Source organism: Desulfofarcimen acetoxidans DSM 771 (genome assembly GCF_000024205.1).
GTDB classification, from domain to species: Bacteria; Bacillota; Desulfotomaculia; order Desulfotomaculales; family Desulfofarciminaceae; genus Desulfofarcimen; species Desulfofarcimen acetoxidans.
In genome coordinates this window covers 4454473-4480422 of sequence record NC_013216.1, presented here as the reverse complement: position 1 = coordinate 4480422, position 25950 = coordinate 4454473, and the positions used below count along the sequence as shown (strand labels likewise).

General features: G+C 41.0%; 28 protein-coding genes, 1 tRNA gene and 1 riboswitch. Of the genes, 19 read left to right on the top strand and 10 right to left on the bottom strand.

The annotated features are described in order from the left end of the window. The first annotated feature begins 6 nt into the window (after nt 1–6). The gene (locus DTOX_RS20815) at nt 7–189 is read left to right on the top strand and encodes a hypothetical protein (RefSeq protein ID WP_015759649.1); all 183 of its coding nucleotides are present in this window, start codon (nt 7–9) and stop codon (nt 187–189) included. Nucleotides 190–232: 43 nt separating this feature from the next. On the opposite strand, the gene DTOX_RS20810 is transcribed toward DTOX_RS20815, so the two are convergent. The 3 genes from DTOX_RS20810 to DTOX_RS20800 all read right to left on the bottom strand — a co-directional run bounded on the left by DTOX_RS20810 (nt 233) and on the right by DTOX_RS20800 (nt 1951). Then, nucleotides 233–856, bottom strand: coding sequence for a hypothetical protein (locus DTOX_RS20810; protein ID WP_015759648.1), 624 nt, complete (start codon nt 854–856; stop codon nt 233–235). Between the two features lie 31 nt (nt 857–887). Next, nucleotides 888–1517, bottom strand: coding sequence for a hypothetical protein (locus DTOX_RS20805; protein ID WP_015759647.1), 630 nt, complete (start codon nt 1515–1517; stop codon nt 888–890). A 122-nt stretch (nt 1518–1639) separates the two neighbouring features. Next, complete coding sequence (locus tag DTOX_RS20800; RefSeq protein ID WP_015759646.1) at nt 1640–1951, bottom strand: hypothetical protein; 312 nt, start codon at nt 1949–1951, stop codon at nt 1640–1642. Nucleotides 1952–2421: 470 nt separating this feature from the next. Here DTOX_RS20800 and DTOX_RS20795 point away from each other — a divergent pair, with 470 nt between their 5' ends. The 6 genes from DTOX_RS20795 to galE are packed head-to-tail and all read left to right on the top strand — an operon-like array spanning nt 2422 to nt 8640. After that, a complete protein-coding gene (locus tag DTOX_RS20795) occupies nt 2422–4485 on the top strand; it encodes a glycosyltransferase family 39 protein (protein WP_015759645.1) in 2064 nt (687 codons plus the stop codon). 13 nt (nt 4486–4498) lie between these two features. Beyond that, nucleotides 4499–5461: a glycosyltransferase family 2 protein gene (locus DTOX_RS20790; RefSeq protein WP_015759644.1), complete on the top strand. Its 963-nt coding sequence runs from the start codon at nt 4499–4501 to the stop codon at nt 5459–5461. Further along, a complete protein-coding gene (locus DTOX_RS20785; protein ID WP_015759643.1) occupies nt 5451–5855 on the top strand; it encodes a GtrA family protein in 405 nt (134 codons plus the stop codon). Before DTOX_RS20790 ends, DTOX_RS20785 begins: the two co-directional genes overlap by 11 nt. Before the next feature lie 19 nt (nt 5856–5874). After that, nucleotides 5875–6033 (top strand): hypothetical protein, encoded by a 159-nt coding sequence (locus DTOX_RS23340; protein ID WP_157863033.1) that lies wholly within the window; start codon nt 5875–5877, stop codon nt 6031–6033. 42 nt (nt 6034–6075) lie between these two features. After that, complete coding sequence (locus DTOX_RS20775) at nt 6076–7641, top strand: glycosyltransferase family 39 protein (protein ID WP_015759642.1); 1566 nt, start codon at nt 6076–6078, stop codon at nt 7639–7641. Nucleotides 7642–7665: 24 nt separating this feature from the next. After that, nucleotides 7666–8640, top strand: a complete 975-nt coding sequence (gene galE, locus DTOX_RS20770; RefSeq protein WP_015759641.1) for a UDP-glucose 4-epimerase GalE — start codon at nt 7666–7668, stop codon at nt 8638–8640. Here galE and DTOX_RS20765 read toward each other — a convergent pair. Continuing rightward, nucleotides 8633–9196 (bottom strand): metal-dependent hydrolase, encoded by a 564-nt coding sequence (locus DTOX_RS20765; protein ID WP_015759640.1) that lies wholly within the window; start codon nt 9194–9196, stop codon nt 8633–8635. The genes galE and DTOX_RS20765 overlap by 8 nt on opposite strands. 323 nt (nt 9197–9519) lie before the next feature. Here DTOX_RS20765 and tadA point away from each other — a divergent pair, with 323 nt between their 5' ends. Together tadA and DTOX_RS20760 are read left to right on the top strand one after the other, a co-directional pair. Next, entirely contained in the window at nt 9520–10002 is a 483-nt protein-coding gene (gene tadA, locus DTOX_RS22610) for a tRNA adenosine(34) deaminase TadA (protein ID WP_015759639.1), read from the top strand. Continuing rightward, nucleotides 9979–10070: transfer RNA gene (locus DTOX_RS20760), tRNA-Ser, on the top strand. The genes tadA and DTOX_RS20760 overlap by 24 nt, the downstream gene beginning before the upstream one ends. Before the next feature lie 88 nt (nt 10071–10158). Here the strand turns inward: DTOX_RS20760 and DTOX_RS20755 are convergent. Beyond that, entirely contained in the window at nt 10159–10620 is a 462-nt protein-coding gene (locus tag DTOX_RS20755; RefSeq protein WP_278184564.1) for a tyrosine-type recombinase/integrase, read from the bottom strand. Between the two features lie 86 nt (nt 10621–10706). On the opposite strand from DTOX_RS20755, the gene DTOX_RS23335 reads away from it, so the two are divergent. The 3 genes from DTOX_RS23335 to DTOX_RS25530 all read left to right on the top strand — a co-directional run bounded on the left by DTOX_RS23335 (nt 10707) and on the right by DTOX_RS25530 (nt 11662). Further along, nucleotides 10707–10847 (top strand): hypothetical protein, encoded by a 141-nt coding sequence (locus DTOX_RS23335; RefSeq protein ID WP_157863032.1) that lies wholly within the window; start codon nt 10707–10709, stop codon nt 10845–10847. Between the two features lie 56 nt (nt 10848–10903). Further along, a riboswitch (cyclic di-GMP riboswitch) is annotated at nt 10904–10993 on the top strand. Nucleotides 10994–11217: 224 nt separating this feature from the next. Then, nucleotides 11218–11472 (top strand): type II toxin-antitoxin system Phd/YefM family antitoxin, encoded by a 255-nt coding sequence (locus tag DTOX_RS20750; protein ID WP_015759638.1) that lies wholly within the window; start codon nt 11218–11220, stop codon nt 11470–11472. After that, complete coding sequence (locus DTOX_RS25530; protein WP_015759637.1) at nt 11465–11662, top strand: type II toxin-antitoxin system YoeB family toxin; 198 nt, start codon at nt 11465–11467, stop codon at nt 11660–11662. Before DTOX_RS20750 ends, DTOX_RS25530 begins: the two co-directional genes overlap by 8 nt. 509 nt (nt 11663–12171) lie before the next feature. Here the strand turns inward: DTOX_RS25530 and DTOX_RS20735 are convergent. From DTOX_RS20735 to tnpA, 5 genes are all read right to left on the bottom strand, one after another. Continuing rightward, a complete protein-coding gene (locus tag DTOX_RS20735; protein WP_015759636.1) occupies nt 12172–13461 on the bottom strand; it encodes a serpin family protein in 1290 nt (429 codons plus the stop codon). Nucleotides 13462–13663: 202 nt separating this feature from the next. Further along, nucleotides 13664–15022 carry a stalk domain-containing protein gene (locus DTOX_RS20730; RefSeq protein ID WP_015759635.1) on the bottom strand — a complete coding sequence of 453 codons (1359 nt, stop codon included), beginning with the start codon at nt 15020–15022 and terminating at the stop codon, nt 13664–13666. 45 nt (nt 15023–15067) lie between these two features. Continuing rightward, nucleotides 15068–15583: a GNAT family N-acetyltransferase gene (locus DTOX_RS20725; RefSeq protein WP_015759634.1), complete on the bottom strand. Its 516-nt coding sequence runs from the start codon at nt 15581–15583 to the stop codon at nt 15068–15070. Between the two features lie 188 nt (nt 15584–15771). Continuing rightward, a complete protein-coding gene (locus DTOX_RS20720; protein WP_015759633.1) occupies nt 15772–16203 on the bottom strand; it encodes a C-GCAxxG-C-C family protein in 432 nt (143 codons plus the stop codon). 190 nt (nt 16204–16393) lie between these two features. Then, nucleotides 16394–16846, bottom strand: coding sequence for an IS200/IS605 family transposase (tnpA, locus tag DTOX_RS20715; protein ID WP_157863154.1), 453 nt, complete (start codon nt 16844–16846; stop codon nt 16394–16396). A 473-nt stretch (nt 16847–17319) separates the two neighbouring features. Here tnpA and DTOX_RS20710 point away from each other — a divergent pair, with 473 nt between their 5' ends. The 7 genes from DTOX_RS20710 (at nt 17320) to DTOX_RS20680 (ending at nt 25936) form a co-directional block, all read left to right on the top strand. Beyond that, nucleotides 17320–17628 (top strand): ferritin family protein, encoded by a 309-nt coding sequence (locus tag DTOX_RS20710; protein ID WP_015759631.1) that lies wholly within the window; start codon nt 17320–17322, stop codon nt 17626–17628. A 152-nt stretch (nt 17629–17780) separates the two neighbouring features. Next, a complete protein-coding gene (locus DTOX_RS20705; RefSeq protein WP_015759630.1) occupies nt 17781–18053 on the top strand; it encodes a hypothetical protein in 273 nt (90 codons plus the stop codon). A gap of 324 nt (nt 18054–18377) precedes the next feature. Then, nucleotides 18378–19112, top strand: coding sequence for a CRISPR-associated endoribonuclease Cas6 (cas6, locus tag DTOX_RS20700; RefSeq protein ID WP_015759629.1), 735 nt, complete (start codon nt 18378–18380; stop codon nt 19110–19112). 327 nt (nt 19113–19439) lie between these two features. Continuing rightward, the gene (locus DTOX_RS20695) at nt 19440–21506 is read left to right on the top strand and encodes a TM1802 family CRISPR-associated protein (RefSeq protein ID WP_015759628.1); all 2067 of its coding nucleotides are present in this window, start codon (nt 19440–19442) and stop codon (nt 21504–21506) included. A gap of 15 nt (nt 21507–21521) precedes the next feature. Further along, nucleotides 21522–22592 carry a CRISPR-associated protein gene (locus DTOX_RS20690; protein WP_015759627.1) on the top strand — a complete coding sequence of 357 codons (1071 nt, stop codon included), beginning with the start codon at nt 21522–21524 and terminating at the stop codon, nt 22590–22592. 3 nt (nt 22593–22595) lie between these two features. After that, entirely contained in the window at nt 22596–23357 is a 762-nt protein-coding gene (cas5, locus tag DTOX_RS20685; RefSeq protein ID WP_015759626.1) for a CRISPR-associated protein Cas5, read from the top strand. Between the two features lie 68 nt (nt 23358–23425). Further along, nucleotides 23426–25936 (top strand): CRISPR-associated helicase/endonuclease Cas3, encoded by a 2511-nt coding sequence (locus tag DTOX_RS20680; RefSeq protein WP_015759625.1) that lies wholly within the window; start codon nt 23426–23428, stop codon nt 25934–25936. The last annotated feature ends 14 nt before the right edge of the window (nt 25937–25950 follow it).

Sequence of the window (25950 nt, the reverse complement as noted above, 5' to 3'; positions counted from 1 at the left end):
GTCTGTATGAGTAATAAAAAAAAGGGGAACAAAAGAAAAAAACCGGTTAAGGATAAATCAAAAGGAACCGGCAATAAAAAAGTTATAGAGGTACCGGAAACGGAGCTGCCGCACCTGGCTGGATTAGTCCCCTCCTGGCGTGATTTTTACCAAAAGGTAATTGAAGGGTTGGCTCAGCAAAAAAAATAAGAAGACAGCTATCATGAGAAAGCCGTCTTCTATAATACTTATTTTAATTGCTTGAGGGAGTTTGCGCTTGATTGCCGTCAACAGGCTTCTCTCCGCCCATGCCGGGGCCTGCTCCCAGCTTGCTTAGGTCCATACTCTGCATTTTGCTCAGCATGCTTTGGGCCTGTTCGGAGGTAATCTTACCCTCAGACACTTGAGCGTCTAACTCGGCTTTGGTGTTAGTTATTAATTGGGTCTTTAATGCGTCAAGTGTTGTTCCTTTGCTAATAGCTATTTCCTCCAGAGTAGTCCCCGCCTTTAGCTGGGTCTGCAAATCATCAGCCGTAATACCCAATATTTCAGTTATTCCTTCCATAGGATTGGAATGCTGTCCGCCGTCTTGCGGGCGATTTGCCTGTTGTCCCGCAGTGCCGGTGCCTTTTAGGATAACCGTATTGTTTTCAAAGCTAACATTCATATTGAGAGCCTCAGCCAGTGCTCTTACCGGAAGATAAGAGGTTCCATTAATAACTATGGCCTGATTGCTCAGCGCTTTTTCATTTAACATTACCGGATATACACCTTGAACTGCTTGGCCAACCGGGCTGTCCTGCGTGTCGGCTATTGCCATTGTGGCGGCGCTGATTGCCATGGCAAAAGCTACCGCTGCTATTGATAATTTTTTCATTATATCTCCTCAATTCGTATGATTTTATAAGTTATTGTTTTTGACCGGCGTCGGGATGAGTCCCCGGCGGTGGTCCACCGGCCTTGTCAGGACCTGTTCCAAGTTTGCTCAAATCTAAATTCCGCAATCTTGAAAGGATGTTTTGTTCTTGTTCAGCGGTTAACTTTCCCTGAGACACCTGAGAATCTAAGTCCGATTTTTTATTAGCCAGCATTTTTTCTTTTAACTGGGCGAGTGTCATTCCTTTTGTCTGTGCTATTTGCTCCGGGGTTTTGCCGGACTTCAGCTGAGTCTGCAGTTCTGCTTCAGTTAGCCCCAGTGCTTTTGCGATATCGGCTTGTGCTGACATCATTCCAGGTCTGCCGCCTTCCGGCGCCTGCTGTGTTTTTGCGTCAGCGTTTTCTCCGCTTGTTTTATCTTCCGGCTTAATTTTCGCTGTTTGGTTGGCTGCATTAGCAGCCTGATTGTTGTCGCTGTCAGTGTTGCCTGCCTGCTCAGACTTGTTTAGATCAGTATAGTCGGAGATTTGTTGAGGATTATCTTGGATAACCCCATTAGCAGTACTCTTAGTGCTTTGCTTTGACATCATTATTCCTCCGCCTGCGAGGGCAACTGCCAGAACAGCTGCCAGACCAATTAGCAGCTTCTTTTTATTCATCATTATCACCTCCCATCCAAAGTATAGTCAGATTCATTAGCCAACGAGGGTTATGGCTAAAGGCAAATGGAGCAGCCCGGGGTTCGCTAACGGTATTATAAGGTCCAACCTTTTATAACCGGTTGTTAATAGTAAATAAAGTTAATGAACAAATAGATAATGGTTGCCGTACAAAAGCCGAGGCCCACCAGCATTTCTAAATGCGAATCTTCTTTTTCTAACCAGTGAAGTGCCCTTTCGACAATATTAAAATCAGTGCTTAATTTCATACCCGCCTTTTTCAAACAGCTTCCGGAGTTTAGAAAACTACAGATTGATTTATTGTTAACCACGCTTTTTATGGCCGCCGCCTTTTTTAAATATCCGGGTTTGAATGTTTTGAGCCCTGTTTTGTATAAAACCGGCATATCATTTATCTGAGCTGGTTGAGAGTTCATAGAATCAACTCCTTTTTAGTAAATGGCTTGATTAGGCCTATTTCCGCCGCATCTGTTATGATTATAGAAAGCTATTGTGAACATGGTGTGAACTGCCAGTGAAGTATTCATGATTAAATTTGGTAACTGCTTCTTATTAAGTATGGCATAATCTGGTTAAAACTTTATTTATGTTCCAAATTACACCTATCTTTTTAAAATCCCTCTGATTTCATTTGTTTTTCATCGCCTATTATTCCATATTTAGCTTCTCACGCAGGCTTGCTTTTCCGCTTTCTTCGCCATAAACTCATCCCACCGGTAAAATTAAAGGATTTGTGCTGCGGGTTTGCATCCTATGCTTTCGTTAAGATAACACTGTATGTTCACAATATGTTCACAAAGGTTGGCTATAATCATAAACAACAAGCGGGCCATAGGAAGCAGTCCCGCATAATAATTCAGAGATAAAAACAGAGGGAGGAATGAATATGAAAGTGAGAGAAAGTCAACGCTTTGATCTGGTATTGATAAGTACCGCGTTGCTGGCGGCTTTCTTAAATATTTATAAAATCTGGACGGATCAGTACGCAAACTCCTACTATACTGCAGCAGTAACCAGTATGCTGCAAAATTTTCATAATTTTTTCTACGCTTCTTTTGATCCGGGCGGTTATGTAACTGTAGATAAACCACCGGTAGTTTTCTGGATTCAGACATTGTTTGCTTATATCTTCGGAGTTCATGGCTGGAGCGTAATTCTTCCTCAGGCCCTGGCCGGTGTTGGTTCCGTTTTGTTGATCTATTATATAGTCAAGCCAACTTTTGGCAAAGCGGCGGCCCGCCTGGCCAGTTTGGTTATGGCCTGTACACCAATAGCTGTCGCGGTTAGCCGGACCAACAATATTGACAGCATGCTGGTGTTTACGCTTCTCCTGGCTGTCTGGCTGTTGTTCAGGGGGATTCGCTATGATAAGCCGGTTTGTATTCTGGGGGCCTTTGCCATGATTGGCGTTGGTTTTAATATGAAAATGCTTCAGGCTTATATGGTAGTGCCGGCATTTTACCTGTTTTATCTTTTGGCATTTAAAAGTACCTGGAAAAAAAAGCTGGCTGTTCTCTCGGCAGCAACAGTTATCTTGACGGGTGTATCTCTCTCCTGGGCACTGGTTGTTGATAATGTTGCACAGGATAGCAGACCTTATATAGGAAGCAGTAAAACCAACTCGGTATTGGAACTGGCTTTCGGTTATAACGGTATGTCTCGCCTTACGGGAATGAACAGGGGCGGGGGGCCCGGCGGGAATGGCAGCTCAGATCAAAAGCAGCAGAATGGTTTTAACGTACCCAATCAACTGCCAGCGCAAAACGGAGATAACGCCTCTTCACAGCCAATGCGGCAGGGCGCAGGCAGACCGGATGGTTCCCACCCGGACAGTAACAGAGGGCCCGGACCAACACCCGGCGGCGGGGGCGGCCCGCAGGGTCAGAGAGGCGGTATGTTTGGTACCGGTTCAGCCGGGCCGCTTCGTCTCTTTCAGTCGGAACTTTCCGCTCAAATCAGCTGGCTGCTGCCTTTTGTAGCTTTTGCCGCTGTTGGTTTGCTGGCAGGCCTGCGCTTTAGAAAGCAGATGGAAGATAAGCAAAAAGAGACTTTGTTCTGGCTGGCCTGGCTGCTTCCGGCCATGGCGTTTTTCAGTATAGCAGGTTTCTTTCATCAATATTATTTGATTATGTTGGCCCCGCCTATCGCGGCTCTGGCAGGAGCGGGTTGGGCAGAACTCTGGCAGTTGTATCGTGACAGGGCAGGTTGGAAAATGTGGCTGCTGCCTTCCGGCTTGCTGGCTGCCACAGCTTTTCAATTGTATATATTGTATCCCTATCAAAAACAGATTGGCATTTACTGGTCTATCGGCATTGGAGCGGCAGGAGCAGTTCTATCACTGATATTGTTGCTGGCTGCCGGTAAAGAAAAATTATCCGGGATAACAGCCATAGCCGGTTTGCTGGTATTGCTGGCGGCTCCTTTATACTGGGCAACCACTCCTCTTCTCTATGGTGTAAACGATGTCATGCCGCAGGCCGGACCCAGTCGACAAGCGGGTGCCGGTGGGCCAAGACAAATAGGTGGTGCCCCGGGACAAATGGGAGGCGATTTTGGTTCCGGTGTTAATGAGAAATTGCTTGAATACGTGACCAAGCATAATACAGGTGAAACATATCTTTTTGCTGTCACCGATTCTCATTCGGCTGCGCCTTATATAATTGAAACCGGTAAGGCGGTAATGGCCATGGGGGGTTTTTCAGGCGGTGATTCCATTCTCACGGTGGAGAAGTTAAAGAAGATGGTGGCAGACAAAAAAGTTAAATACTTCTTGATTTCTTCCGGTTCGGGAGGCAGAGGGGGAAGCAGTGAAGTGACGGAATGGATACGTGCCAACAGTGTGGAGGTTCCCAAAGATGCATGGCAGATGAACGCAAATTCTTCTCAAGACCAGGGCGGCCCTATGAGAAACGGCAGCGAGACCTTATATCAAATCAGCCTGGAAAGTTAGGAGTTGAGTCCGGATGAACCCAATAGTAACCTATTCAATTGTTGTACCGGTTTTCAACGAAGAAGCGGTTATTGCAGTTACTTATGAAAGACTAAAGAAAGTAATGGATACAACCGGTGAGTCTTATGAGTTATTATTTGTTAACGATGGCAGCTCTGATCAAACAGCTGAAATTATTGACCGAATATGCAGGCAGGATGATCATGTCAAACTAATAAACTTTTCGAGAAACTTTGGACACCAGATTGCTATCAGCGCGGGTATGGACAATGCTCTGGGCCAGGCAGTTGTGGTTATTGACGCTGATTTGCAGGATCCGCCCGAGGTTATCTGGCAGATGATCGAAAGGTGGAAGAAAGGTTATGAAGTAGTTTATGCTACCCGTAAAGAGCGCAAAGGGGAGACTTTATTTAAGAAATGGACGGCAGCCGCATTTTACCGGTTGCTAAAATTCATCACCGATATTGATATTCCGGTTGATACAGGTGATTTCAGACTAATTGACCGCAAGGTTTGCAACGTTATGAAAAATCTCAAAGAGAAGAACAGGTTTGTAAGAGGCTTGGTCAGTTGGGTCGGCTTTCGACAAACAGCTGTTGAATATGTCCGGGAAGAGCGCTTTGCGGGTGAGAGCAAATATCCGCTGCGCAAAATGATTAAGCTGTCCCTGGATGCCATTACCACCTTTTCTTATAAACCGTTAAAACTGGCCGTTTGTCTGGGGTTTGTCTTTTCCTCTTTGAGTCTTGTTTATTTATTCTTTGCGCTTTTGGAAAGATTGATCGGAACCTATACCCTGCCTGCTTGGGCCCTTCTTATAGCTATGGGCATATTTTTAAACGGCATAATCTTATCCGTTTTAGGTATTATTGGTGAATATATAGGAAGGATTTATGATGAAAGCAAAGGCAGGCCACTGTATATTATTGCCAATAAAGCTGGTTTTGGCAGAGAAGAGGAATCCCATGAGTACTAATCAAATTGCGGTAAAACCAAGCTCCAGGTCATTTGTTCTGTTTTCACTGGTTGGCCTAACCAATACCGTTATAGATTATCTGGTGTTCTTTTCTCTCTACCATTTGTTCCCCGAACATTTTCTTGCATCTCAGGTTATTTCCTATTCATGCGGGACGGTAAACAGTTTTTTTCTGAACAAATACTGGACCTTCCGGAATAAAAATATACCTTGCGGAGCTGAAATCTTAAAATTTATTGTGGTCAATGCTCTGGCACTTTCAATATCGTATATCACGCTGGATGTTGTAAGCAATAGCTTTGGTTTAGATATGTTTATTTGTAAAACATTTGCAACCGGAATGTCCTTTGTTGTAAATTATTTCGGCAGCAAGTTCTGGGTATTTTTAAAATAAGGTTATCGGGGCGATAAGAATGAGAATTTGCAAGGCTGTTATTCCGGCAGATGATCCGGGTGCCGGATTTTTGCCCGCAGCCAAGGCGCGGGTAAAGCAAATACTCCCGATTATAGATAAACCGGCCATTCGATATTTAGTTGAGGAACCATTTGCACCGGATATGGAGGTTTTTTGAGAAATTGTGCGTAAAATTCGAAGAAAATCAGAGGGGGGCCAAATGTCGCCGTTAAAAAAGCGTTTAATTATAATAAGTCTGCTTTTGTTATTGATAGTGGTAGTTTCCTGTCTCTATCATTCGGGATATTTAAGCACGGACAGCAAAAGCCTAAGCGCGGGATCGGCCCAGACTCCCCCCGGCGACAGAATTAATCCGCCGGGGGGCATAAGCCAAAACCACGGGAATCATTTTCCGTTGCCTGATTCAAATCACCGCATGGGAGCTCCGGGTGGGGGCATGAGGGGAAACAGTATAAGGGCAGATTTAAAGTATAATACACAATTGATTGGCTATTCGGTATTATTTTTAGGTGTATTGGTGTTGGCTTATGTCATTGCTGAAAAAAATAAATTAAGAATAAAACCGGGTCGTGAAAGAATTATAATGCTCAGCCTGCTCATGACCGCACTGCTTGCACGGCTCTGTTTGGCGGCGGTGCTGGAAGGCCATCCTTTTGACCTTAACACCTTTAAAAGCTGGGCATCTGCTGCGGCTGATAATTTGCCGCAAGTTTATTCGGGCCACAGGTCAAGCGACTACCCGCCGCTTTATATGTATGTGCTTTACTTAATAGGAAAAACAGCAAGCATATCGTCGATGAGTAACTATTACAATTTTCTTTTAAAGCTGCCTTCCATACTGGCGGATATGACTACTGCTTTTCTGATATATAAATTAGCCGGAAAACGTCTTTCTGCAGAGCTCAGTGTCTTGTTAGCGGCATTTTATGCCTTAAATCCTGCTGTTTTAGTCAACTCAACCTTTTGGGGGCAGGTAGATTCATTTTTCACAATGCTTGTTTTTTTTGCAGTACTGCTGCTTTCGGAAAAGAAGCCGGTCCTTGCCGCGGCCTTTTTTACTGCAGCTGTTCTGATGAAGCCGCAAGGAATAATTTTTCTTCCGGTTCTTTTCTTTGAATTTGTCAGGCAAAGAAATGTTAAGAGTTTTGTCCAAGCAATACTTGCTGCTTTTAGCACGGTCTTGATAGTGGTACTTCCGTTTTCCTTGGAAATGGGCTGGCTTTGGATTTTTAAACTCTTTTCGGGCACTCTGGGAGAGTACCCCTATGCATCTGTTAATGCTTTTAACTTTTTTGCTTTGATTGGGAAAAACTTTGCACAGGATGGCTCTGAATTGTTTGTTCTCAGCTATCACAGCTGGGGAATGATTTTTATAGTCTTGATTTCATTGTATGCCTGGTTAGTGTATATTAAAGGAAACAGCATCAGCTTTGCCTCTCCGGCAGCACTTTTGCTGATAGCAGGTGTGTTTACTTTTTCCACCAGAATGCATGAAAGATACCTGTTTCCCGCAGTAGCTTTGTCGGTTCTGGCCTTTATATATCTAAAGGATAAAAGGCTGCTGCTGCTGGCTGCCGGGTTTAGCTCAACTGTTTATATTAATACCCATTATGTTCTTTATGAAACAGTAAAAGGTATAAACTCTGTGGCTTTTAATCCTGTCCTTATTGTCACATCTCTATTAAATGTGGTATTGTTTGTATATCTGGTCAAGGTCGTTTTTGATATTGCTGTCAGAAAAAGAATAGATACCTGCCGGTGTTAATAAGCGGCAATGGGAGGAATAGAAGTGAATATTTTGGTATGCGGCGGTGCCGGTTATATAGGCAGTCATGTGGTGCGGCAGCTTCAGAAAAAGGGTTATGAGGTGCTGGTATTAGATAATTTGATTAATGGGCACTTATCTGCCGTTGACGGGGTACCCTTTGTAAAGGCGGATATTACAGATAAGCAGGCTTTACAGGAGGTCTTTAGCCGGAATTCCATCGATGCGGTCATGCATTTTGCGGCTTTTAGTATTGTTGGTGAATCAATGAGCAAACCTGGGTTGTACTACCGCAATAATGTTTTAGGAACGCTGAATTTGCTGGAAGCCATGCGGGAGAATAAGGTCAGTAAGTTAATCTTTTCATCTACTGCTGCAGTTTATGGTGAGCCGGAAGAAATCCCGATTTGTGAAGAACATCGTACGAAGCCGACCAATCCTTACGGGGCAACTAAACTGGCGGTGGAAGAGATGTTAAATTGGTTTAACCATGCTTATGGACTAAACTATGTCTCACTGCGTTACTTTAATGCGGCCGGGGCGGATGAATCCGGTGATATAGGCGAAGATCACAACCCGGAAACACACCTGATACCATTGGTGTTAAAAACTGCTCTGGGAGTTTTGCCGGAAATAAAGATTTTTGGTACAGACTATCCTACTCCGGACGGGACCTGTCTTCGCGATTATATCCATGTGAATGATTTGGCCGATGCCCATATTATGGGTTTGCAAAGTCTGTCCGGCGGGGGACAATCAACAATATTTAATCTGGGCAATGGCAACGGCTTCTCTGTCAAAGAAATCATTGAAACCGCCCGAAAAGTTACCGGTAAACCTATTCAGGCGGTGGAAACCGATCGCCGCACGGGCGACCCGGCTGTTCTGGTGGCCTCTTCTGAAAAAATAAAACAGGAACTGGGCTGGCAGCCCCGGTATGGGGATATAGAGCAAATTATTTCATCAGCCTGGCGCTGGCATCAAAGAAATTTTAACTGAGAGTATCATTGTTAAATAATAATTTGCCGGTTTTTAAAAATTGCTTTAGCTGCTTTTTGTGGCTCAATTCTCTTAACAGGGTTAAGAGAAAAAAACCACCGATTAGTTCAGGGACGTAGCTATAGGGATCGGTAACCAGCCTGAGTAAAACCTGCCACAGATAATCATCCGATTTCATTTGTGGGAAACTCCAGCCGTAGGCGGGCCAGAAAAGTGTTTTCGGCAGTGCCCACATGCTGTCAAAAACCAGGTGTAAAAATGATCCTATGGCCAATACCAGAATTCCGGGCCTTTTAGCTTTGACCCAGTAAAACAAACCTATAAGAAAAAGCAATAAAGAAAAAAGCAGTGTATGAGCAAATATGCGCCCGTTACCCAGAGTGTCTTTTAAAAAAATATGTCCCAATGGCTTATCAAGTATATCCGGAAGTATGGCTCCGATAAAAACCAGACGGTAGTCTATTAATCCGGATATTTTTCTACCTGAGTGGGAAATTAATTTCTCTGCGGTTCTGACGACGGCATAAGTTATTCCTGTATGACCCAAAAGCAGCATCTTTATATCCTCGTATTGATAGTTTTATATATGATCTTCTACAAAGGTATCCTATATACCTGCAAGTTATACAGGCAGCGGCACACTTTCTTATGAGCTGGGAAATTATGCTTATGGTGGCTCTGTGGATAAGTAATTGTTTAACGAAATACAAATTTGCGTTGCATAAGCAAGGTTAGTACTGCATAATCTGACTGTCACAAGTGCCTATGGCTGTCTCAAAAGTTGCTTGCAGCGACTTTCTTGACATGCTGCAATAATTACATTATACTTATGCTGTTATTGGTTTGTGCAATCATAAGTAAAAAGGGGACTGCCTGGTGATGCATACCGGGTTTATGAGAATAGCCCTGGAGGAAGCCAACAAGGCTTATTTAAAAGGTGAAGTGCCGATTGGCGCTGTAGCTGTTCTTGGCCGGCAGGTTATAGGCAGGGGACATAATTTAAGGGAGAGCCTGAATGATAGTACTGCTCATGCTGAAATGCTTGCTCTGAGAGAGGCTGCCCGTTTTATAGGTGATTGGAGATTAAATGAAGTAATATTATACTCTACTATAGAGCCCTGTGCCATGTGTTCGGGGGCTCTGGTTCAATTCAGGGTAAAGTTGCTGGTTTACGGTGCTCCTGATGTGAAATTCGGAGCTGTTGACTCCGGTTTGGACATTGTAAGGCAGGCCAGATTTAACCACCGGGTAGAGGTCGTGTCCGGCGTGTTGGCTGATGAGTGCCGGGAGATTATGCAGAGGTTTTTTAGGGAATTAAGAGAAAAGAAAAAATATAACGGAGAGATGGCTGAGTTGGTTTAAGGCGCTCGACTCGAAATCGAGTGAACGTTAATAGCGTTCCGTGGGTTCGAATCCCACTCTCTCCGCCACCTGAGGGCCACTTTGCTTAATTAAAGTAAGGTGGCCATTTCACATTATTTCATGGAAATAATTTTGTCATTTCACAAAAATAGAGGCTTAATCACCCCATATTGCTCTATCAATAATTTGCGCTATTTCATCCTGAACAGATCTCTCAGTGTGACCGTAAAGGTCATTTGTAATCTGTATGGTGCTATGACCCAACCGGTCACTGGCTGCCTTCATGGGTGCATTCCGGGAAAGCATTAAAGAGGCGTTCGAATAACGAAGATTATGGAATCTTATGTTTGGCAGATCGTATTTCTTCATCCTCAGACTGAAAGCTCTGGAAACGTGAGAAGGGTTAAATGGTTGTCCATTTGGCCAAGTGCAAACAAAATCAGACTTATAGTATAGGTGGCCGTGCTGCAGCTTCATTTCCTTTTGCCTTAGCTTCTGGCTTTTTAGTGCTCTTATTATCCTGTCAGTAACAACTATTTCACGCCGGGATGAATCTGTTTTTGTTTTCTCTCTTAGTTCAGCTTTCCCGTTATTCATAATAAGATTATGTACCCACAAGGATAACCGTTGTCGACGGCAAATACTATGCGGTCATCAACAATCTGACCAACAGTACCTATTCCGTCGTATGGCACCCGCCACAAGTGGCAGACTATGCAAAAGAAAGCATAGCGGCTTGCATCAAGACCAGTATTGTGTCAGGTAAAAATGGCAAGCTGCTGGCACCCCGAGGTTGCGGTGATTGCCAGAAGGCTGCTGCAGAAGTCAAATTTGATTTAAAGTAAACTAAAACAAGCTTATGGATGTATGCTCACTAATGGTTAAATAACATTTAAATATTAAACAGGAAGAGCAAACCTGGCGAAAGTCGGAGACACAAAGCTACATGGTCTAAAATGCAGACAAGTATTACGACAGCCTGGCCGCCGTAGAATGCTACTAAAGCGCACAGAGAACCTGTCCTTGTATAAGAGGCAAGAGGCAGGCTCATTGTGCGCTTTATGCGGTTTGTTTTTGTAAAATTATACTATATAAAAAATTTATTTTAAGCTGCATGTATCTTTACTGCTTGACAAACATATAATATATAGTACAATAAATTGTACAGAATATTGTCAATAATGTATTGTGCATATCTGAGGGGAGGTATATTATATGTTGGCAGTTAACTATTCGACAATACGTAATAAATTAAAAGAATATTGTGATCGTGTTACCGATGAGCGGGAAACAGTAATTGTTACCCGGAAAGATGAGAAGAATGTCGTAATTATAAGCCTTGAGGAATATAATTCGATGATGAAGGCCGCAAAAAATGCAGAATACCTTGCAATGATTGATAGATCAATAGAACAGCTTGCATCAGGAAAAGGTACTGTGCATGAGCTCATTGAGGTTGACGATGAATAAAATATGGTCAGACAAATCCTGGGATGATTATTTGTCGTGGCAGATTCAAGACAAACAGATACTCAAACGTATCAATGAGCTTATAAAAGATATTGAAAGAAATGGCTTGTCAAAAGGCATCCTTTTTGACCTAACTTTCCAGGTTAATAAAATCAAGGGTTACAGTGAAACTACTGTAACCCTTGATTGATGTTGTAAATATTAAAATCCTCCGTGTAACACGGTGGTAACAACTTAAATAAATTTAAAAAGAGATAACCTTGCCGGCGAGTACTGCCGTTTCAGACTCTTTTTCGGCCAGTACTTGTTGCCTTCATGCGTTATAGACCGTCTCAGCCACCGGATTTCGTGTGATGAGGCTACATCTATATTCACTGTGGTTGCAAACTGGAGTTTCGCTCACACTCCTTGAGTGTGTTGTAAGAGGGCTTTATCGTTTCATTTTCACTCCACGGTGCCTCTTAAGCTACGAGAGTGGAGCCTTTTTTCCCGGTCGGATTTTCACCTATTAGACATTGTGTCCTTAACTGGACACGCCTATTGTCTGTCTACTGTAGTAAATTGCTTTTAACGCTTCATGCTCCTGAATAAAACGGTGTGTTTCGGTAATTAGCAGAAAATTGACCATATCATCATAAATTTTTACTCCGGTGTGAAAATATATTTTACGCCTGCTGATTTTTATTATGCTCATATTTTTCAGGAAGCAGGGTTCATACATATGCCCACGAACAGCAATGCTCCGTTGGCGGCCGTAATACCGTAGATGAAAGGGCGGTTGAGTATCATTTCCGCTTTATCCTTGGGCTGTGCGGCACCCATATAGTCGATCTTGGTAAACGCGGAAGCCTCCACGCCGTTTTCGTCAATAGAAATATGAGTTTCCTGTTTGACCCCGGAGATAAACGCGGGGGCATTGGTCAGAGCGGAGAAGTCTGCGCTGTCCAAAGAAAAAGCTGAGGTGATACCTAATGCTTTCAACGTATCAACCAGGTCGAAGCTGGATCCGTATTTGAATTTAGGGACGCTCCAGACAACCTTTCCGTTTTTGTCTTCGCCCTGCGTAAATATTTTCTCCAGCTTTTGCGGGGAAGACAGCAGGTCTGCGACGGCAACGCCTTCATCAGGCAGGATAAATATCATGCTGCCGCTTGTTTTTAGGCCTAGCGAAGAACGGGTATACCCGTTGCCCTTGCTGAAACCGTGTGACCAATAATTCATATTCATAAAATCACAGACAACTTCCGGACCGCTTTGAAGATAGAAGGTGTCCTCTTTGGTCTTTTCTGCATTGAAGCGGTCAGTCCATTGATCGTAAAAGTAAACCGTGTTGAGAATACTCATGATTTGCTCGGTGTTTGTCTTGAATTCTGGGGCAAGGGTGCCGTTAGTGTTCTCCGAGATCCAGCGGCCCATTGCCTTGCCGGTATTCTCGTCGGCAAAATCGGCGGTAAAGATGGATGTATAAAAATGCTCCGTGGCGTTTTTGATATAGCTGTCCTTAAAGGAGATTTGCTGTCCGTCAGTTTCATCGGCCAGCCACAGGGAATTGGCGATCTTCAGCCTGGAAACCTTATTGTCGGTATAGAGCAGGCGGTAGAGGTTCCCGCATTGTTTCGACAGGCTGTCCGCATCTTCAAAGCCCAAAAGGGTTAGCAGCTCGTCCCTGGTGGAGTCTTCGGCTCCGGCTGCAGCCAGCGCCAGGGCATAATACAGGCTCAATGGCGAATAACAGCCATTTGTATCGCTTCCTTTCAATAGCTGAGCCGCGGTGTCATAAGAGAATTGGTTGACAGCGTTTACAGTATCTTTATTTACCGGGTTGTTTTCCCGGAGCTCTCGCTGCTTGTCCGAGTCCCCAAAGTCAATTCCTTTGGGATAAACAGGGGCTGCAACAAGGTTGGTTCCCGTCACCTTCACTGGTTGGCTGCACGCTGTCAGGCCGAACAGCATTACGGTTGCTAAAAGCATGACTATAAGGCGTTTCATACAGCTTCCCACCTCATTCTCAGTATATTTGTTATCGGAAAAATGCATCAAGAAAAACCCACAGGCCAATTATCTGTTTAGGAGAGTGTTTCAAAAGGCATAATTTTAAAAATTAACTACTATATATGGTTTAAATTAGAGGGCTTGTTGGCAGAATCTTGATTAACAACAACTTTTCACTGTTTAGTAACTAAGATATCTTTTATTTTAATGCATCCATCCAATAATCTTGAATTAAACTTTGTCCATAAGTTGTACCCGGTACCGCCCATCTCGCATTAAGAGCTTCCCATGTAGATGATGCTCCACGATTCACTAAGATAAATCTCGGGTCAAGCAATATTGCCCATGACGGCAGATCTTTACTGGTGGCGTAAGCATATAGATGCTGAATGTGAGCTTCTACTCCGGCATCGGGAGTAGCAAAAATAGCACCATGTACTCCTTTCGCAAAAGATACTTGATTAGTATCAGCCCCATTCAGAGATTCTTCACCCGTATTTGGACTACCTATAGCCCATAGACCACAGTAATTATTTTGATAAGGCTGAACAGATCCTGTAAATTGCCAATATGCTGTTTCTTTTGTTGCTTGAGCAAAAGCTAAATCACCACGAATACCATATTTTTTGCCAATTTCAATATATAAATCTGCTAATTTTTCATCAAATTCATAGAATGCTTTTCCTGTATTGGCTGCTTTGATTTTTATTCGAGGCATTTCTTTGTTGATCCAATTCTTTAATTGTTTTGCTGTCGCAATAGGCTCACCCATAATAGTTAATTCAGAAGCTCCAATAGTTGAGCCATCCGGTAATTTAATTTGGGGATTTATTTTATACTTAATTAGTTCATTTCTATGGGTCTTTAATTTTTCAAATTCATCTAGAGTAAAGTCGGATGGTTTTTTATTTAAAAGCTCTTCGGAGTTAATCACTGATCCATCTGACATTTTTAAATTTGATTTATAAGCTGCCAGGGATTGAATTACTTTGTTAAAAGTTGCTTCATCTATAGGTGATTCAGATATAGGTGGCTCAGAAGGTGCTATTGGATTAGATGTTTCTTCAGTAGGTTTTTCTTCAGCGGGTTTTTCTTTAACAACACCGCTTCCATCAATGTTAGCCGAAGATGTTGTTTCGTTAGATGAAACAATTATGGTTTGTGTATTTTCATCCCACTTAACGTCAGCTCCAAGCGCTTCACTTACAAACCGCAATGGTACCATGGTGCGATCATTGATAATTTTTGCCGGCACATCTAGAGTAACCGGAGTGCCATTTTTGTAAGCAGTTTGTTTTCCTATTTGCAGTATGATCTTGGTATTTTCTTTGTTTGCGGTAACAGTTTTTGTTTCCCCATTCCACTCAATATCAGCTCCGAGTGCTTCAAATATTGCTCTGAGCGGTACCAGGGTTCTCCCATTATCAATAGTAGGGGATACATCAAAGGATAGCTGGCTGCCATCCAGTATAACCTTTGGAGCAGCCATGGCCGGTGCTGTTAGAACTAATAACATTCCCACTATGAGTAAAATAAAGATACTTTTTTTGCGTTTCAATAAATTTACCCCCTGTATTTTTTCAGTAATACAATGCAGCAATTTTTATTGCTTCACACCGGTTGTTTCAAACCATGTTTGATTAGCAAGGACTACGGATGTTTCTATTTGACGTTCGGGTATTGACCAGTATGTCCTTAATAACTTGTTTTTGGTTTCTGGTGATACTAAGCGGAAACCATGTTTTTCATAAAAACTTATTGCCCATTTTGCTTCAGCCCAGGTACCAATTAAAATAGGGCGATTAGTTGTTGTTTGGTCAACCAGAAAAGAGAGTAATTTCTTCCCTATCCCCTTTCTTCGATTGATTGTTTGAACATAGGCGTGCCTAATAAGTGTTACATCCTTAACACGTTGAATTCCCATTACACCAATTAGTTTGCCATTTTCTTCATATCCCCAGAAAATAACTCCATCATCTATTTCATGTTGAAGCTCTTCTTTTGTCATGTATGGTTCTTTAAATCGGTCTTCGGGGATAACTGTTTTGTAAGCTCTTGATGCATCATTTATTATTTCGTGAATCGTATCTAAGTCTTTATTGATACAAGGGCGAATCATAAAAGCATGCTCCTTTTATGCGGTAATAGTTTAATATTGCTTTGCTATAGAAACACTTACCGTCTAAATCTTCTGCATTGCTGTTCATTAATCTTATTTTAGCTTAATTATCTAAATGAACAGTAAAATGCCATGCTGAATACCATTGTGCAAGGTACTGATTAGCGGAACTTTTGATTAAAATTTTTCTATAGTATTTGTCCAACGATTTGCACTGCATCATTTACTAATTTGGGACATATTTTAATAAAGAGATTTTCCTTTGCATATTGATACCCTTCAGGAGTGCTAATGTCACAATTTAGTAATTCATTGCAAGTAATAGAGCCATTAAGAGCTTTAAATTGCTTTACAAACTCCTTTGACAGTCTATAGGTTTTTTCTTTTGCTTGATAATCTTTTGCCTTTGAATTGCCATATTTCAGGCCTATAGCCATCAACGCTCCACTGACCGCTCCACAGTTTTCACCTAAACCGCCCATACCCCCTCCAAAAGCAGCGGATACTTTCAATGCTGTTTCACGATCCAAGCCAAATTCCGTGCTAAAGGCTGAAAGCACTATTTGGGAACAGGCAAAGCCATCTTTAAAGCAGTTACCCACGTCGCAGGCCAGTTTCATATTAGATTTCCTCCTGTAAAATTTATCTTTCTCAATTGGCTTTTAATATATTTTAATATCATGCTAACTGCAATGCCAAAAACCTTTAATAAATAGCTTATTAGAATTTCTATTTATCTACTATTAGCAGCTACGACTATAAGGTGTGAAATATAATTAATTTCAAATCGGTAGACAATTTGCAAATAATTCACCTCTTTTCCCCCTGGGTTTCAATGTACTTATTAATTACTTCGACAGGTTCACCACCTGTGGTTAATAAACAAAAACTTTTCGACCAAAAATATTCTTGCCATAGCTGCTTTTTAACTTCCGGAAACTCTTTTTTAATAAGTCTGGATGATGCACTTTTGAAAGCATTGATATACTTGGAAATTTCCGTATTTGGGTGAGCCCTGAACAATATGTGTACATGGTCTTTGTCATGGTTGTATTCCATGAAGCTAATATTATATTTGGGGGCAATATACTCACCAATTTCCTTGATACGGTTTGCTATTGTATCGTTTATAACCTTTCTGCGGTATTTTACTACCAAAACCAGATGATATGTAAGTAAGAAGACTGAGTGACTATTTGTATCAAGTTTGCTCAATGATAACCACCTTTCCTTATTGCTACTGATTATATTCTGCCATATCATAGAAGCTTTGGCAACCGTTATTTTATTAGCATACAAAACAAGGCCGCATTCATCTCACAACCTTAGAGTTCAAGCTATTATTCTTGTTATTAGTCGATATTTCAAAAATATTCACCTTATCGGCTCTATATAGAATTTATGTATATATCATATAAATTTATCTTAAACTATATCTATATTCAAATAACAACCCCATTAACAGATCTACTGCTAAGTACGTTTCTAATTTTAATACTAATAAATGATTATTAGGAATATAAAGGACATCTTCTGAAATGGTGCCATATTTGGCTGGACAGGTATCTTAGGAGGTGTTACAATAAAATACAAGTACACAAATTTTACTCATTTAACATGGAAGAGATGTAGGTTTATGGATATTTCCATACGAGAGCATATTTATAAGTGAGGTTTGACTGGAGTACATCGTTTTATAAATTTATATCAAAATAAGATACAAGGAGGTTTTTTAAATGCCTGACTTTGGCAATCCATTTGCCGGCCTTACAGCGGGGCGTAAACTGACCGATAATGAATTGGTCCGGGCTATCCGATTTATGGTAGCTGCTGAGTATGAAGCCATCCAGTTATACATGCAGTTGGCGGAATCTACTGATAATAAGCTGGCTCAGGAAGTGTTAAAAGATATAGCTGATGAGGAGCGGGTTCATGCCGGTGAATTTTTAAGGCTTCTTTACGAATTAGCACCTGATGAAGTGAGATTCTATGAGGATGGGGCCGAAGAGGTTGAAGAAATTATTGAGTCTATGAAAAATAGTTGATTGTGAAGCGGATACCTGGCTTATATGTTGGGGTCCGCTTTATTTTTATCCTCCATCTAAGCATCTATTATGTGCAGTAGACGGCTGCATAATCATAATTCTGCAGCCAATCCCACACCTTGAGTGTGCCAAAAGTAGCGGCAGAAGCGCCAGTGGCGCAATTGCCGCTACTTAAGCTTCGCGAGCGGCAAAGGGGAAACTCTACAAAGAAACCGGAGGCCAATGGAAAAACAAATCCGTTGGCCTTTTTGTGCGCACTTTTCGCGTGCCCGGAAAACAGGAACGGACGTGACGGTGGGGCACGTTCAAAAGACTTGGGCAGGGAGGAATTGATAGTGCAAAAATTTCGCACAGAGGTGCATAAAAAAGCATCCGGCAATATCCGGTATGCAGGCGAGGATTTAGTCGAAGGAGCTACCATTTAATTGTCATAATGGATGAAAATAGTTGAAAACACTGAAGTGTATACGGCAGTTATTTTTGATTTAGAACCAATCATATGCAAAATTATATTATTTTTAAATAAATAATTATAATTGGACAAAGGATTATGTATATTGTTGTAGAAAAATATAATAAAGAGTACTAAAGGTAATAGGAGGATTTTATATTGAAAATTAACTTATGGGTTGATATGTATTAAAAGGTTAAGATAATAACAAAAATCATTAAATTTATAAGCAAGATTCGTTTTGTGAAAAATGTTGGGATAATGAAGCGTCACAAAAGCTGCGAGGGAGGTAAAGAATATTAAAATAGATTTATATTTAGAATCGCTGGATGCTGCTCTGAATCTTCCTATTCATTATAATTACATGATTCAGTCTCTCATATATGACACTATAGGAGATGAATTATCATCGTTTTTACATGATTTCGGTTTTATAGAAGAAAAAAGGTCTTTTAAAATGTTTACCTTCTCCAGAGTAATGGGTAAATATCAAATAATGGAGGATGGGCAGAGAATATATTTTAACGGGCCGGTAAAAATAATCATATCATCACCAATGGTTGAATTTTGTAATTCCTTGATTAATCAATTTATAATTCAGGGGAAGGTAAGGATAGGAAAAAATCAATTGCAGGTGATGGAAGTGCGGAGTAAAAAAGTAATTGTTAAAGAAAATGAAGTCAGCTTTAGAACTTTATCGCCGGTTGTAGCATACAGTACCTTGCTGCGGTCGGACGGGCGAAAGTATACTTGTTATTTTCAGCCCGGGGAATCGGATTTTGAGAGATTGCTGGAAAGAAATTTGAGGAAAAAATATAACGCATTTTATAAAAAAGATGCTCCGGAGGGTGAAGTAAAAGTCAGGGTATTAGGACAGTCCAGGTTGGCGGTTATTAATTATAAAGATACTATCATTAAGGGTTACTCGGGAAAACTTCAGGTAACCGGGCCGCGGGAATTGTTGCAAATGGCTGTAGACAGCGGTTTGGGCAGTAAAAACAGCCAGGGGTTTGGTTGTGTGGAAATTGTTTGAGTTAGGTGAGTGAAGGGCAATGCATCACATAAACCACATAGAAGCAGCATCTCCCGGCCATTTCGATAGCGTCTATCATGTTTTTGCCGCATGTAATGCAACAGGGTAAATCCGGAATGCGTATCATATTCATCATCTGGCAACAGAGTAAATACAGCAGGATAAACATATTTCATTTTATTAACCACCTTTATTTTAGGGGCCGGGTTATTTAAGAGCCTCCCATTCTAATATTAAATCTTTCATAATACAACAATGGCAAATTAAACAGAAACGCGAAAGACAATTTTTTTATATACAAAAAATTTAAAAGAGGAGGTATGTCTGGTGAACTTGCCCCAACTTACCGCCTGCATAGGTGACTCTCTTAAAAATGCAAATCATAATTTATTAACTTCATTAATTAAAAGGCTAAAAAAAGTTAAAGAAACGGAAACTGCTTATTCCGTTTTTTTAATTTTTGATTTAGAAGCGAGGGAAATACGCTTTTGTCTGAACAAGGAGCTTTCAGAAAGCTGCGTTGATAAGTACTTCTATTTTGGCAATAACTCGGCGGCCTCATCTCAATACTATCTTGCTCGCGAGACGAAATCCCTTAATTACCTGCTTACATCTGTTCTCAGTGATCTCTACTCAATGCTTGGTAAATACAATATGCCAATCGGTGAATTAGCCTCAATCATAAAGAGAATGGAATCCTCCGGCTTAATACAGTTAGCTCCCAAAAAAGGAGATGGTAGGGTTAATTTGGGTGAGTTTTCAATAGTTAAGGGGAACGACAAATTAAACGTAGCCTTTGATAATAAAGCTTTAACTATCGATGGGCACAATTATGGTTTTGAAGCGGTTATCCGGTTGTTTATTAATGATGATAATAAAAAGAACCGGTATGTTCTGGTAATTCCTGTGGTAAAGCTGGAGAACGGTGAGGAAATAATTCTTTCTACCCACCCGGAGTATTTAGAGCTTGTTCGGCAGGCCAATAATTTAGGGGACGAGCCTCAAACCGGAAAAGACGGCGGGCGCGTTTGCTATGTTTGTGGCAGCAAAAAGTCCGGTGTTTCCAGTGATTACTCTGCAAAATTCAGCCGTTCAGGAATCAATAAAATATTCACTACTACTACCATCAACACATCCCCCTACCTGCAAAACAATAATTATGATCAAATCTATTCGATGTGTACAAGTTGTTACCAAAAAATATTGCATGGTGAAAAAATAATCACGGAACAATTCCGCAGTAGAATAGCCGGTGAAGATGTCTTCATTATCCCCGAGGGTTTGACCGCTTCATTTAATTATAACTTTTTATTCAGGTTGAAAAATGGAGTGGATCTTGCTTTCAATACTAATATTGCAAATAAGTGGTTAGATGATTTGGAAGGTGCGCTTGATTTTGATCAGGTGCAATTATATTCGTTAAATTTTTTGTTTTACCGCACTGACGGAAATTCCGTTTCCATTTTGGAAACCATTGAGGATGTACCGACCTTACGTTTTGTTAAAGTGATGCGAATTTTGGCAGAAAAAACATTCGACATGGAACATCAATTAAGGGAATTTTCCATTGGTCAGATATACCGAATAATACCTGTGCGAACGAATAAAAAAGGTGAACAGTTGGATATCGGCAATGTATTGTCTCTGTATAAAGCCCTTTTGTTAGGCGAGCAGATCAGAAGTGCGGCTTTAATTAACTACGCTGCCGATGCTCTGGATAAGGGAATGCGCCAGTTAAGTAAGGATAAAGCTGACAATTATCAAAATATGGGTTTAAGGTATTATGCCGGGGGACGGGAAGACTTCTTTATTAAAAGAATAATCATGAGTTACCTGGTTTTGATTGAGACCTGTCAACAGCTTAATATTCTGGATAAGCCGGTTTTTGATTTTAATGGGGAGGGGGCAAACCACTTGGATAAAATTAATACTGCATCGGAGAAAGTTAATTCGTCTATCGAAGCAATGGAAAAATTTCTTGATGATAGAAAATTTGATAAAGAAGCAAGAGCATTATTTTACCTGGGGGTATTGATTAACCGTGTAGCAATTGCGCAGTTAGAAAAGGAGCATAAGAAAAAACCGGTATTAAAGAAAATACAGTTTCAAGGAATGAAAAGCAAAGAAGTTTACCGGTTATATCTGGATGTGCTGGAAAAACTGCAGCAGTATGATAGGTTTTCACTTTTTGCTGAAGCTGTGTTAAACCGTTTACATTACTATGGTTCTTTTAATCATACAGAGATGCTTGGCGAGCGGGAAAATGTCTTTTTCATAATGTCAGGGTACGCTTATCTGGTGGGAACAAAGACTCCGGATATTACTAAGGGCGAAGAAGACATAATGGCGGACAGTATTGAAGAATCTGATCATAATGAAACTCCAATCAGTTAAGGAGGGCGATGTATAATGGCAGTTATAAATCAAAACAGCGACTTTTTGTTTGTTTTTCAGGCCAGCATGACTAATTGCAATGGTGATCCCGATCAAGAAAATAAACCCAGGATGGATTATGAGACCTCCACAGTGTTGGTAAGTGACGGTAGAAGAAAAAGAGATGTGCGGGATTTTTTGAAAAATAAAGGATATCCCATTTTTGTCGATACACTGGCTGACCGAAAGGTACCTATGGATAAAATGTTTGAACATGTCAGGGATTCCTGGTTGGCAGACAGTAAGGAAATGGAGTTGCTTTTTTCTGAAAACCAAAACTTGTCTGAAAAATGGCATATGGTCTTCGAGGAGGATGAGGCCGGTTATAAGAATGCTTATCATACTAAATTAAAAGATATTAAGGCCAAGAAAAATAAAGACTCAAAGGATTTTATTGAATTTAACAATATTCTGCTGACAGAGATTATAAAACGTTCTTTGATTGATATACGTCTTTTCGGGAGTGCTATGGCCGTTGAAGGAGTGAGCCGCACATATACCGGTCCGGTGCAAATTGCCTGGGGTTACTCCTTGCATGCCGTGGAGTTGGTTAAATCCAACACTATAACTTCTATCATGAATGATGACAATTCCACCTTTGGTAAAAAACACAAACTGTATTATGCCCTGGTTGCTCATTACGGTACTATAAATAAATATAGCGCTAAATTGACAGGTATGACGGAAGATGACCGGGAATTGCTTCGCAAATCACTGGTGCAGGGTTTAATGAGTAATCAAACGGACAGTAAGCAAGGGCAGGAGCCGATGTTCTATTTGGAGATAGTTTATAAGCCGGAGTTTGATGGTTATCTGGGAGATTTGCGGAGGTTTTTAGATGTGACAGGTAAAGAGCCGATTAGAAAGGTAGAGAATTTAACTGTTGATTTTAACAAATTGACCGATGCCCTGGGGGATATGAAAAAGAAAGGTTATGTGGAAAAAGTTGTGGGTTGGCGCCATCCCTTTGCCCGAAACGAGCAATTTGTTAACATGCCGGAATATGAGGTGGTTGATTTATGGTCTCCCATTCCGGTGAGGGAGTAGCTTATGAAGATTATTTCATTTCACCTTAGGGGGAAAATGGCCCATTTCAGAAGATATTATGCAAATTCCTCCGCCCTTTCCTATTCCATTCCTCCCAGGACTACATTAATTGGCATTGTAGCGGGTCTTTTGGGGTGGGAAAGAGATAAATATTATGAGATTTTTTCTCTTAACTCGTGCAAAGTAGCCGTGGCTTCCTGTGCACCGGTAAAAAAATGTATGCAGAAGCTAAATTTATTAATGATAAAAAAAGCCGGAGATTTAAACGGTTCTGCCGAGCATCACAGTCAGACAGCCACAGAACTTATTATTCCTCAGAATATTCGCACCGGAATAATTGATTATCAGGTTTGGCTGCACCACCGGGATAATAAAATAATGGACATGTTGGGGAAGCTTTTGCAATTAGAGGGCCGGGGTTATAAGAGTCTTGGTATTTCTCTGGCGTTGGGAACGGTATTTAATTTAGGATGGGTGGATGACGGTTGTATTATCGAGGGTGTAGAAAAAGAGAAGAGTAATGATTTATCCATTGCTTCTGTTATACCGGTTAAGAAATTAATTGGCATTCAAACAGAGCGAATGGGTGCCGATGAATACAGGTTGGTTAAAGAGGAAATACCGTTGGAATTTGATTCCCAAAGGCATATTACCGAGAGAGGGCTGGGAAATATGATGATAAATTTAAACAGTAGTCCCATACCCGCCGGGGTTGAGTCTTATGTCCAATTGGAGAACGGAAAGTGTATCATGTGGATGGAGTAAAAACATAAGGGCACCGTGGTATTCTCATTGTTAAGATTCTGCTGCGGTGCTTTTAGGGGGGAATTTGCGTGCCATATTGGGCTCATTATGATCAGGAAAAGGAAATTAAGCAAACATTAAAGGAGCACCTGAGTTCCGTGGCTGCCATGGCGCGGGATCGAGTTTCTCCCGGTGTGCAATTTAAGGACATACCTTCTTCCATAGTTAAAGAACTGGCTTATTGGATGGGTTATTTTCACGATTTGGGGAAATATACAGATTACTTCCAGGACTATTTAACAAAAAATAAAAAATCAAAATTTAAAGAACATGCTCATATATCCGCCTGCTGTGTATATTCTTTCTTGCTGGATCGGGTGATTGATTTTTCTGACGACTGGCAGAAGAAAATAACCGCTTTTCTTATCTATTTATGTTCACGTAAACATCATGGAACCCTGAGTTTGGAAGGTTTATTTTCAATCTCCCGGGAAAAAGAAATATGGAAGCTCCTGCAGGCTGCAGAATATAATTTGCTGGAAAAATTACCGGTGATTTTACAGGATGCCGGTTTATCAGACCGGATTTCCGGGGTGGAACTCAAAAAATATTTATCGGTAGATGTATTGATAAAAAGTAAATCTCTGGCACGAACGGGGCAATATCTTAACAGTGGCAGAGGAGAGGATGAAAGATGGTTTTTTTTAGCCATTTATTTATTTTCACTGCTGATTGATTCGGATAAACTGGATTCCGGTGGATTGAAGCCCGGAGAGGTAAAAAGCTGTCCATCCGATCAGGTGAGTAAATATCTAAACAAAAAGTTGGAGCAGTTAAAGGATAAAAGAAATGTATCTTTATGGGAACGAAGGAACAATGCCCGTAAGACCATGCTGGGAATTATAGAAGGCTTGAGTGATGAAGAGATTAAAGGTACCGGATTTTTCACTATAACTGCCCCCACGGGTATCGGAAAAACCCTTTCATCTCTGCAGTGTGCTCTGTGTTTGCAGGAGCGGATAAAGGTATTGGAAAAATATACGCCCCGCATTATTGCTGCCATTCCTTTCATAAATATCATTGAACAAAATAAAAAAGAGTATGAGCAGGTTTTTGGAAAAGAGTTAAAGCTGATCGTGCATCACAGGCTCGGAGATTTTTCGGTACAAGCTTCTTCCAGGGAAGAGATTTCTGTTGATCAGGCGCTTTTAGAAGTGGAGTCCTGGGAAGGGGATGTTATTTTAACTACCTTTGTTCAATTATTTCAATCTATCATTACAGGAAACAACCGCTTGCTGAAAAAGTTTAACAAGTTGGCCTGCAGTATAGTTATTCTTGATGAAGCCCAGGCCGTTCCGGAATACTACATGCCGCTAATAGGGGCGGTATTGCAAAAAATGACCGAATTTTTAGGCACCAGATTTATCTTAATGACAGCGACACAACCAAAAATTTTAGAATTCGGTAACTTATTGCTGGGGTCTTCAGGCGGTAAGGCTAAGGCAGTGCCGTTACTGCCTGATTTTGAGGGATATTTTGAAAAACTGACAAGAACCAAATTTGTATCTTTATTGAAAAAAAATAGGTTGGATACCGGAGCCTTTCTTGAATTGTTTCAGGAAAAGTGGGACGGAAAAAAATCGGTATTGATTGTTGTTAATACAATAAAGAGAAGCATTGAGGTTTATCGCGAAATAAAAAAGCTGTTAAAAGATCAGGCATGCAATATTCCCGTTTGCTACCTATCAACAAATATAATGCCCCGGCAAAGAAGAGAGGTTATTAAGAATGTAAAGGATAAGCTTGAGAATAAGGAAACTGTAATTCTTGTTTCTACACAAACTATTGAAGCCGGTGTTGATTTGGATTTTGATATGGCTTTTCGTGATTTTGCGCCTATTGACTCATTAATTCAAACGGCCGGGCGGGTCAACCGGGAAGGGCGAAAGGGAGAGTATCTGCCGGTTTATATTGTTCAGTTGGAATCTGACAACCATTATGTTTATGAATTGACGCACCGTCACTCTACAATGAAATTGCTGCAAGCAGCGGATGAAATTAAGGAGCCCCAGTATGGAAGGTTGGCGGATGAATATTATACTTTGGCTTTGGCAAGGGGTATATCAGACAGGTCTAAAGAACTATGGCAAGAAGGTATTATGAAGCTAAACTTTGAAAAGTTGAAAGAGTTTCAATTGATTCAAAATACCGGGGAAGTTGTTGATGTTTTTGTGGAAGATTGTTTGAAAGCTACTCAATTGGCCAATGCTTATGAGGAATTATTGCGATATAAAGAGTATGATTTGAGTTGCGAGTCAGGTGCTTTATCGAAAGTTATTGATAAGGGCGTTATACCAAATTGTAACGGTAAGTTAAGTGTTTTTGAGAGAAAAGCTATTCTACGTTTAATTCTGGCCAAAGTGAGTGATTTTATCATTCAAGTTAGGGTTTCCAGGTTAAAGGAGAACAGACCTGTTGAATTTAGAGTACGGGGAGATGTCGAATCCTCAATGTATTGGATTCCGCCGGGCCAAAAAAAAGAATATTATGATGACGAAACCGGTTTTATCAGTGAAACAGGGGAAGCATTTATTTTATAAAATTTTATAATATT

Coding starts and splice junctions, on each gene's coding strand:
- cas5 (WP_015759626.1), top strand. CDS start 22,596: ATGAAGATTATTTCATTTCACCTTAGGGGGAAAATGGCCCATTTCAGA.
- DTOX_RS20815 (WP_015759649.1), top strand. CDS start 7: ATGAGTAATAAAAAAAAGGGGAACAAAAGAAAAAAACCGGTTAAGGAT.
- DTOX_RS23340 (WP_157863033.1), top strand. CDS start 5,875: ATGAGAATTTGCAAGGCTGTTATTCCGGCAGATGATCCGGGTGCCGGA.
- DTOX_RS20790 (WP_015759644.1), top strand. CDS start 4,499: ATGAACCCAATAGTAACCTATTCAATTGTTGTACCGGTTTTCAACGAA.
- DTOX_RS20710 (WP_015759631.1), top strand. CDS start 17,320: ATGCCTGACTTTGGCAATCCATTTGCCGGCCTTACAGCGGGGCGTAAA.
- DTOX_RS20690 (WP_015759627.1), top strand. CDS start 21,522: ATGGCAGTTATAAATCAAAACAGCGACTTTTTGTTTGTTTTTCAGGCC.
- DTOX_RS25530 (WP_015759637.1), top strand. CDS start 11,465: ATGAATAAAATATGGTCAGACAAATCCTGGGATGATTATTTGTCGTGG.
- DTOX_RS20750 (WP_015759638.1), top strand. CDS start 11,218: ATGTTGGCAGTTAACTATTCGACAATACGTAATAAATTAAAAGAATAT.
- DTOX_RS20785 (WP_015759643.1), top strand. CDS start 5,451: ATGAGTACTAATCAAATTGCGGTAAAACCAAGCTCCAGGTCATTTGTT.
- DTOX_RS20765 (WP_015759640.1), bottom strand. CDS start 9,196: ATGCTGCTTTTGGGTCATACAGGAATAACTTATGCCGTCGTCAGAACC.
- DTOX_RS20795 (WP_015759645.1), top strand. CDS start 2,422: ATGAAAGTGAGAGAAAGTCAACGCTTTGATCTGGTATTGATAAGTACC.
- tnpA (WP_157863154.1), bottom strand. CDS start 16,846: ATGATATGGCAGAATATAATCAGTAGCAATAAGGAAAGGTGGTTATCA.
- DTOX_RS20805 (WP_015759647.1), bottom strand. CDS start 1,517: ATGATGAATAAAAAGAAGCTGCTAATTGGTCTGGCAGCTGTTCTGGCA.
- DTOX_RS20800 (WP_015759646.1), bottom strand. CDS start 1,951: ATGAACTCTCAACCAGCTCAGATAAATGATATGCCGGTTTTATACAAA.
- DTOX_RS20775 (WP_015759642.1), top strand. CDS start 6,076: ATGTCGCCGTTAAAAAAGCGTTTAATTATAATAAGTCTGCTTTTGTTA.
- DTOX_RS20720 (WP_015759633.1), bottom strand. CDS start 16,203: ATGAAACTGGCCTGCGACGTGGGTAACTGCTTTAAAGATGGCTTTGCC.
- DTOX_RS20735 (WP_015759636.1), bottom strand. CDS start 13,461: ATGAAACGCCTTATAGTCATGCTTTTAGCAACCGTAATGCTGTTCGGC.
- DTOX_RS20725 (WP_015759634.1), bottom strand. CDS start 15,583: ATGATTCGCCCTTGTATCAATAAAGACTTAGATACGATTCACGAAATA.
- DTOX_RS20810 (WP_015759648.1), bottom strand. CDS start 856: ATGAAAAAATTATCAATAGCAGCGGTAGCTTTTGCCATGGCAATCAGC.
- tadA (WP_015759639.1), top strand. CDS start 9,520: ATGCATACCGGGTTTATGAGAATAGCCCTGGAGGAAGCCAACAAGGCT.